The 309-nt window shown below is 63.8% G+C and carries 1 tRNA gene; it reads right to left on the bottom strand.

Going from position 1 to position 309, the window contains the following annotated elements:
• Window positions 1-2 precede the first annotated feature (2 nt).
• Window positions 3-76 (bottom strand) — tRNA-Met (locus IF01_RS0140950).
• Window positions 77-309: the final 233 nt, after the last annotated feature.

Genomic DNA, 309 nt, shown 5'->3' with positions numbered 1-309 from the left:
AGTAGCGGGGACAGGATTTGAACCTGCGACCTCTGGGTTATGAGCCCAGCGAGCTACCGAGCTGCTCCACCCCGCGTCGGTGAACACGACCTTACGCACTGGGCCGGTGGAAAGCGAATCGCTTTCGGTCGGGGTGCCGGGAAGCCGACTTTTTGCTCGGGGGGCGGCTTCGGGAAACTTCGGGAACGGTTCGGGGCAACGGTTCGGGGCAACGGTTCCGGGAACGGCGAAGGCCCGGAGGACGGATCCTCCGGGCCTTCGTTGCTACTGAGTAGCGGGGACAGGATTTGAACCTGCGACCTCTGGGTT

It is taken from the genome of Kitasatospora purpeofusca (genome assembly GCF_000718025.1).
Taxonomy (GTDB): domain Bacteria; phylum Actinomycetota; class Actinomycetes; order Streptomycetales; family Streptomycetaceae; genus Kitasatospora; species Kitasatospora purpeofusca.
The sequence above is the reverse complement of the archived record's forward strand: the minus strand, read 5'-3'. Positions and strand labels throughout refer to the sequence as shown.